General features: G+C 64.7%; 1 protein-coding gene and 2 pseudogenes. 2 read left to right on the forward strand and 1 reads right to left on the reverse strand.

The window, feature by feature from the left end; translation table 11 throughout:
* Window positions 1–14: 14 nt before the first annotated feature.
* Window positions 15–3,116: a multidrug efflux RND transporter permease subunit gene (locus tag O7A60_RS27365; protein WP_337108850.1), complete on the forward strand. Its 3,102-nt coding sequence runs from the start codon at window positions 15–17 to the stop codon at window positions 3,114–3,116.
* Window positions 3,113–6,331, forward strand: a pseudogene (locus O7A60_RS27370) (efflux RND transporter permease subunit). Before O7A60_RS27365 ends, O7A60_RS27370 begins: the two are co-directional and overlap by 4 nt.
* Before the next feature lie 479 nt (window positions 6,332–6,810).
* Here the strand turns inward: O7A60_RS27370 and O7A60_RS27375 are convergent.
* Window positions 6,811–7,116 (reverse strand): annotated as a pseudogene (locus O7A60_RS27375) (S-(hydroxymethyl)glutathione dehydrogenase); the annotation flags it as partial.

Below are 7,116 nucleotides of genomic sequence, written 5' to 3' on the forward strand. Positions count from 1 at the left end.
TCGTCTCCGGCTGGCTGAATCCGTCGCGGCCGTTCATCCTGCGGCCCGTGGCGACGACGCTGATCATGGCCACCATCCTGATCGTCGGCATGATCGCCTATCTGTTCCTGCCGCTCTCGGCGCTGCCTGAAGTCGATTACCCGACGATCCAGGTGCAGACCTTCTACCCGGGCGCCAGCCCGGAGGTGATGACCACTTCGGTGACCGCGCCGCTCGAGCGCCAGTTTGGCCAGATGCCGGGCCTGGAGCAGATGTCGTCGGGCTCCTCCGCCGGCGCCTCGGTCATCACGCTGCGCTTCAGCCTCGAGCTCAGCCTCGACATCGCCGAGCAGGAGGTGCAGGCGGCGATCAATGCGTCGGGCAATCTTCTGCCCGCCGACCTGCCGGCGCCGCCGATCTACGCCAAAGTGAATCCGGCCGACGCGCCGATCCTGACGCTGGCGATCACCTCCAGGACGCTGCCGCCGACGCAAGTGGAGAACTATGCCGAGACGCGGCTGGCGCAGAAGATATCGCAGCTTCCCGGCGTCGGCCTGGTTTCGATCAGCGGCGGCGAGCGCCCGGCCGTGCGCGTGCAAGTCAAGCTCAAGGCTCTGGCCGCCATGGGCCTCAACATCGACGATCTGCGCACCGCCATCGGCACGCTCAACGTCAACACGCCGAAGGGAAGTTTCGACGGGCCGGCGCGCTCCTATACCATCAACGCCAACGACCAGGTCGCCGATCCGAAGGCCTATGCCGATATGGTGATCGCCTACCGCAACGGCGCGCCGGTGAGGCTGGGCGAGGTGGCCGACATCGTCGAAGGGCCCGAAAATTCGAGGCTGGGCGCATGGAAAAACCGCACGCCGGCGATCATCCTCAACATCCAGCGCCAGCCCGGCGCCAATGTCATCCGCGTCGTCGACGGCGTGAAGGCGCTGCTGCCGCAACTGCGCGCCGGCCTCCCGGCGGCGCTCGATGTCGAACCGCTGACCGACCGCACCACGACGATCCGGGCCTCCGTCCACGACGTCGAGTTCGAACTGGGGCTGGCGGCGCTTCTGGTCGTGCTCGTCACATTCCTTTTCCTGCGCAATATCCCGGCGACGATCATCCCCAGCCTGTCGGTGCCGCTGTCCCTCGTCGGCACCTTCGCAGTCATGTATCTGTTGGGTTTCAGCCTCGACAATCTGTCGCTGATGGCGCTGACGATCTCTTCCGGATTCGTCATCGACGACGCCATCGTCATGATCGAGAACATCTCGCGCTTCATCGAGCATGGCGAAGATCCGGTGACCGCCGCGCTCGAAGGTTCCGCCCAGATCGGCTTCACCATCATCTCGCTCACCGTTTCGTTGATCGCGGTGCTGATTCCGCTTTTGTTGATGGGCGATGTCGTCGGCCGCCTGTTCCACGAATTCGCCATCACTTTAGCCGTCGCCATCGTCATCTCGGCCGTCGTCTCACTGACCTTGGTGCCGATGCTGTGCGCCAGGCTGTTGAAGCCGCCGGCGGAGCGCAGGCAAGGCGCGCTGGTGCGCTGGAGCGAAGGCGCCTTTGATGCGGTCGCGAACGGCTATGGTGCGGCGCTCCGCTGGGTGCTCGACCGCCAGGCCCTGACATTGCTGGTGGCGGTCGCGACGCTGGCGCTTACCGTCTACCTCTACATCGCCATCCCGAAGGGCTTCTTCCCGGCGCAGGACACCGGCGCCATCTCGGCCATCACAGAGGCGGCGGGCTCGGCTTCCTATGCCGACATGGCGGACCATCAGCAGGCGCTGGCCGACGCCATTCTGAAGGATCCCGATGTCGCCAGCCTGTCGTCCTTCATCGGCGTCGACGGCCAGAATATGACCGCCAACAGCGGCCATATGTTGATCAATCTGAAGCCGCGCGACGAGCGCCAGGCTGACGCCAGCGCCATCATCAGGCGGCTGACGCGGGAAGCCGCCGGGCTCACGGGAATAGCGCTGCACATGCAGCCGGTGCAGGACCTGACGGTCGATTCCACGATAAGCGCTTCGCAATACCAGTATGTGCTGCAGGATTCCGATCCCGTCGAGCTGGCGGCATGGACGACCAAGCTCACCGACAGGCTCTCGGCGCTTCCCGAGCTTGCCGATGTCGCCAGCGATAGCCAGCAGAGCGGACTTGCCGTCGACGTCACCATCGACCGCGCTACGGCGGCGCGCTTCGGCATCACGCCGGCGACGGTAGACAACGCGCTCTACGACGCTTTCGGCCAGCGCATCATCTCGACCATCTTCACCCAGTCGAACGAATACCGCGTCATCCTCGAAGCCGATCCGTCGGTCGGCCAAACTCCGGCTTCGCTGGGCTCGATCTACTTGCCATCGTCGGGTTCGGGCCAGGTGCCGCTGTCGGCGATCGGCAGCATTAATGTCCGGCAGGCGCCGTTGCTGGTGAACCATCTCGCGCAATTCCCGGCGGCGACTATCTCCTTCAACCTCGCCTCCGGCGTCTCGCTGGGCGACGCGACTGCGGCAATCACCGCTACCGAGCAGGACATGCAGCCACCCGCCGGCCTGACGACCGGCTTCCAGGGCGCGGCACTGGCGCTGCAGAGCTCGCTGTCCAACGAACTGCTGCTGGTGCTGGCGGCCGTCGCCACCGTCTATGTCGTGCTCGGCGTGCTCTATGAGAGCTTCATCCACCCGCTGACGATCCTGTCGACGCTGCCGTCCGCCACCGTCGGCGCGCTGGGGGCGCTGATGCTCGCCGGTCATGAACTTGATGTCATCGGCATCATCGGCATCGTGCTGCTCGTCGGCATCGTCAAGAAGAACGCCATCATGATGATCGATTTCGCCCTCCAGGCTGAGCGGCTGCAGGGGCTCGATCCGCGCGAGGCGATCTACGAGTCGTGCCTGCTGAGGCTCCGCCCGATCCTGATGACGACTTTCGCCGCGTTGTTCGGCGCGCTGCCGCTGCTGCTCGGCGGCCTTGCCGGCTCCGAGCTTCACCAGCCGCTCGGCATCACCATCGTCGGCGGGCTGATCGTCAGTCAGGTGCTGACGCTGTTCACAACGCCTGTCATCTATCTCGCCTTCGACCGGCTGACGCGGCGCGGCTCCGGCGTCGTCGAAGCCTCCAACGGCGGATCCACATCGTGAACCTCTCGGCGCCGTTCATCGCGCGGCCGGTTGCCACCACGCTGCTGGCGATCGGCCTGGCCGCCGCGGGCCTGATCGCTTATTTCAATCTGCCCGTAGCACCTTTGCCCAAGGTCGATTTCCCCACCATCTCGGTGCAGGCCTCGATGGCGGGCGCGAGCCCTGACACGATGGCGAGCGATGTCGCCGCACCGCTGGAGCGCCATCTCGGCCAGATCGCCGGGGTCTCCGAAATGACCTCGCGCTCGGGCACCGGCTCGACCAATGTCGTGCTGCAATTCGACCTCGACCGCGACATCAATGGAGCGGCGCGTGACGTCCAGGCCGCCATCAACGCCGCGCGCGCCGACCTGCCGTCGGACCTGCGCAGCAACCCGAACTATCGCAAATACAATCCCGCCGACTCGCCGGTGATGATCCTGGCGCTGACCTCGCGCACGCTGACACCCGGCCAGCTCTACGATGCCGCCGCGACCGTGCTGCAGCAGCGCCTGTCGCAGGTCGAGGGCGTCGGCAATGTAGACCTCGGCGGCTCGTCGCTGCCGGCCGTGCGCGTCGAGCTCAATCCCGGCGCGCTATTCCACTACGGAATAGGCCTGGAGGACGTGCGCGCCGCACTTGCCTCGGCCAACGCCCGCAGCCCGAAAGGTTTCGAGGAAGATGGTGTGCTGCACTACCAGCTGTATACCAACGACCAGGCGAGCCATGCCGCCGATTTTCGCGACCTCGTCATCGCCTGGCGCAACAATGCCGCGGTCAGGCTTCGCGACATGGCCGATGTCGAGGATTCCGTCGAGGACGTGCGCAACCTCGGCCTCGTCAATGGCGAGCCGGCGGTGCTTCTGGTGCTCTACCGCGAGCCCAATGCCAACATCATAGAGACCGTCGACCGGGTGCGCGCGCTGTTGCCTACGCTGCAAGCCTCGGTGCCGGCGGATGCGCGGTTGAGCATCGCGACAGACGGCTCGACCACCATCCGTGGTTCGCTGCACGACACCGAGCTGACGCTGGTATTGGCGGTGCTGCTCGTCATCCTCGTGGTGTTCTCATTCCTGCGCGACTGGCGGGCGGCATTGATCCCGAGCGTCGCGCTGGTCCTCTCGATCCTCGGCACGTTCGCGGCGATGTACCTGCTCGGCTTCACGCTCGACAATCTGTCGCTGATGGCGCTGACCATCGCCACCGGCTTCGTTGTCGACGATGCCATCGTGGTGCTGGAAAACATCACGCGCTATATCGAGGACGGCATGCCGCGCGGCAAGGCGGCGCTGACCGGCGCCAAGGAAGTCGGCTTCACAGTGCTGTCGATGAGCGCCTCGCTGGTGGCCGTCTTCCTGCCGATCCTGTTGATGGGCGGCATAGTCGGCCGCCTGTTCCATGAATTCGCCCTGACGCTGTCGCTGTCGATCGCCATTTCGCTTGTGCTGTCGCTGACCGTGACGCCGATGATGTGTGCGCATTTCCTGCACTTGGGCGCGAGCCCGTCAACCAGGCGCTCGGTCCTTGCCCGCTTCGGCGAAGGCGTCTTCGAGCGCGTCCGCGCCTTCTATGGCCGCTCGCTCGCCTGGTCGCTCGACAATTCGGAACTCATGCTGGTGGTGCTTTTCGCGGCCATCGTCTTCAACGTGTATCTCTATACAGTGGTCCCGAAGGGCTTCTTCCCGCAGCAGGACACCGGCGAACTGATGGGTGGGCTGCGCGCCGATCAGGCCATTTCCTTCCAGCTGATGCGGTAGAAATTCGAACAGCTGCAAGCGATTCTCAAGAACGATCCGGCGGTCGAGAATGTGGTCGGCTATATAGGCGGTCGGCAGACCAATTCCGGCTTCGTCCAGGTCGCGCTGAAGCCGAAGGGCGAACGGGCGCCGCTGCAATTGGTGCTGACGCGGTTGCGCGCGCAGCTCGGGCAATTGCCCGGCGCGCGGCTCTTCCTCAATCCGCGCCAGGAGATCAGGGTCGGCGGCCGCCAGAGCCTCGCAACCTATCAATACACGCTGCAGGCCGACACGACCGCCGACCTAGACGAATGGACGCCGAAGCTGGTCGATGTCCTGAAGCAGGCGCCCGAGCTCACCGACGTCAATTCCGACCGCGACGAGGCCGGGCTCGAGACCAACATCACGGTCGACCGCCAGAGCGCAGCGCGCCTCGGCCTGACCCCGGCCAGCATCGACGCCACGCTTTACGATGCTTTCGGCCAGCGCCAGGTGTCGACCATCTTCAACGCCCGCAACCAGTACCATGTCGTCATGGAAGTGGCGCCGCGCTATTTGCAGGATCCGAGCGCGCTGAACGGCATCTATGTCAGCACCTCGGGTGCTGCGGCCAGCGGCGCGCAGCAGACCAACGCGCTGGCCGGCAGCCTGACGGGCTCGCTGCGGAACCAGGCGACCAACGCCATTGCCGTCACCGGCCATGGGAGTGCGTCGAGCGGCGCGGCGGTCAGCACCTCGGCCGAAAAAATGGTGCCGTTGGCCGCCTTCAGCACCTACGGCCCGGCGACGATGCCGATCTCGGTCAACCACCAGGGCCATTTCGTCGCCACGACAATCTCGTTCAACATTGCCGATGGCGCCACGCTTGGCGACGCTTCGGCCGCGATCGACCGCGCCATGGCCGAGCTGAAGATGCCGGTGTCGATCCACGGCTCACTGGCCGGCACGGCGCTCGCCTACCGCGCCAATTTGATAAACGAGCTTTTGCTGATCGCCGCGGCGCTCGCCACGATCTATGTGGTACTCGGCGTCCTCTACGAGAGCTATGTGCATCCGATCACCATCCTGTCGACGCTACCCTCGGCGGGCATCGGCGCGCTGCTCGCGCTCATCATCACCGGCATGGAGTTCGACGTGATCTCGCTGATCGGCATCATTCTCTTGATCGGTATCGTCAAGAAGAACGCCATCATGATGATCGACATGGCCTTGCAGGCCGAACGCCACGAAGCGCTCTCGTCCCGCGCGGCCATACACAAGGCCAGCCTGCAGCGTTTCCGGCCTATCATGATGACAACCTTCGCCGCCCTGCTCGGCGCTTTGCCGCTGGCGCTCGAAACCGGCACCGGCGCGGAACTCCGCCAGCCGCTGGGCATCGCGATAGTCGGCGGGCTCGTCGTCTCTCAGCTTTTGACGCTCTATACCACGCCGGTCGTTTACCTCTATCTCGACCGGCTAAGCGCCCGAATGCCATCGCTGCGGGTCGCGCCAGCGGAATGAGCTGTCACGGTGGAGGGAAACGTTAGCGGGACAGTTACACCTGTAGTCGCAGCCCTGAAGTTTGGGAGCGTCGCCCCCGCCATCCGCTCGGCTATCATGCCCAACGCGTCATTGGGTCCGCCGGCCTCCGCAAAAGAGGCCTGATCAAGCGGCCTGATCCCATAAACTGGAGGAGGCCCGCCACCTTTATGCTGTCGTCTGAGTGGAGAACCCATGGAGGCTCATCGGGCCTCTCGGCCAAGACGGGCGCGGCTGCGGATGTGTGATTTTCGCTATTCTGCTGTGATCACGATAGAGCTGCCACAATGTGCCGCAGCATCGCACCTTTATGACCTGCACCGGCGGCGTGATCTGAGGTACTCATACCCAACCACGCCGCCGGTTTTACGCCATTTGCCCGAGGCACAGTATTTGGGAACACAGAACCGGGGCTCGGCGTATCTATTTCATCGAGCTGGAGTCGGCGGCAGTTGCCGTCTTCAGTAAACCACGACACTCCGGATCGACTTGCCCTCATGCATGAGGTCGAATCCCTGGTTGATATCCTCGAGCTTCAGCGTGTGGGTGATCATCGGGTCGATCTGGATCTTGCCGTCCATGTACCAGTCGACGATCCTCGGCACGTCGGTGCGACCGCGTGCGCCGCCGAAGGCGGTGCCCATCCAGCTGCGACCGGTGACCAACTGGAACGGCCGTGTCGAAATCTCCTGGCCGGCGCCGGCGACGCCGATGACGACCGACTTGCCCCAACCGCGATGCGAAGCTTCCAGTGCCTGACGCATCAC

This window comes from Mesorhizobium salmacidum (SeqCode) (assembly GCF_037179605.1).
Taxonomy (GTDB): domain Bacteria; phylum Pseudomonadota; class Alphaproteobacteria; order Rhizobiales; family Rhizobiaceae; genus Mesorhizobium; species Mesorhizobium salmacidum.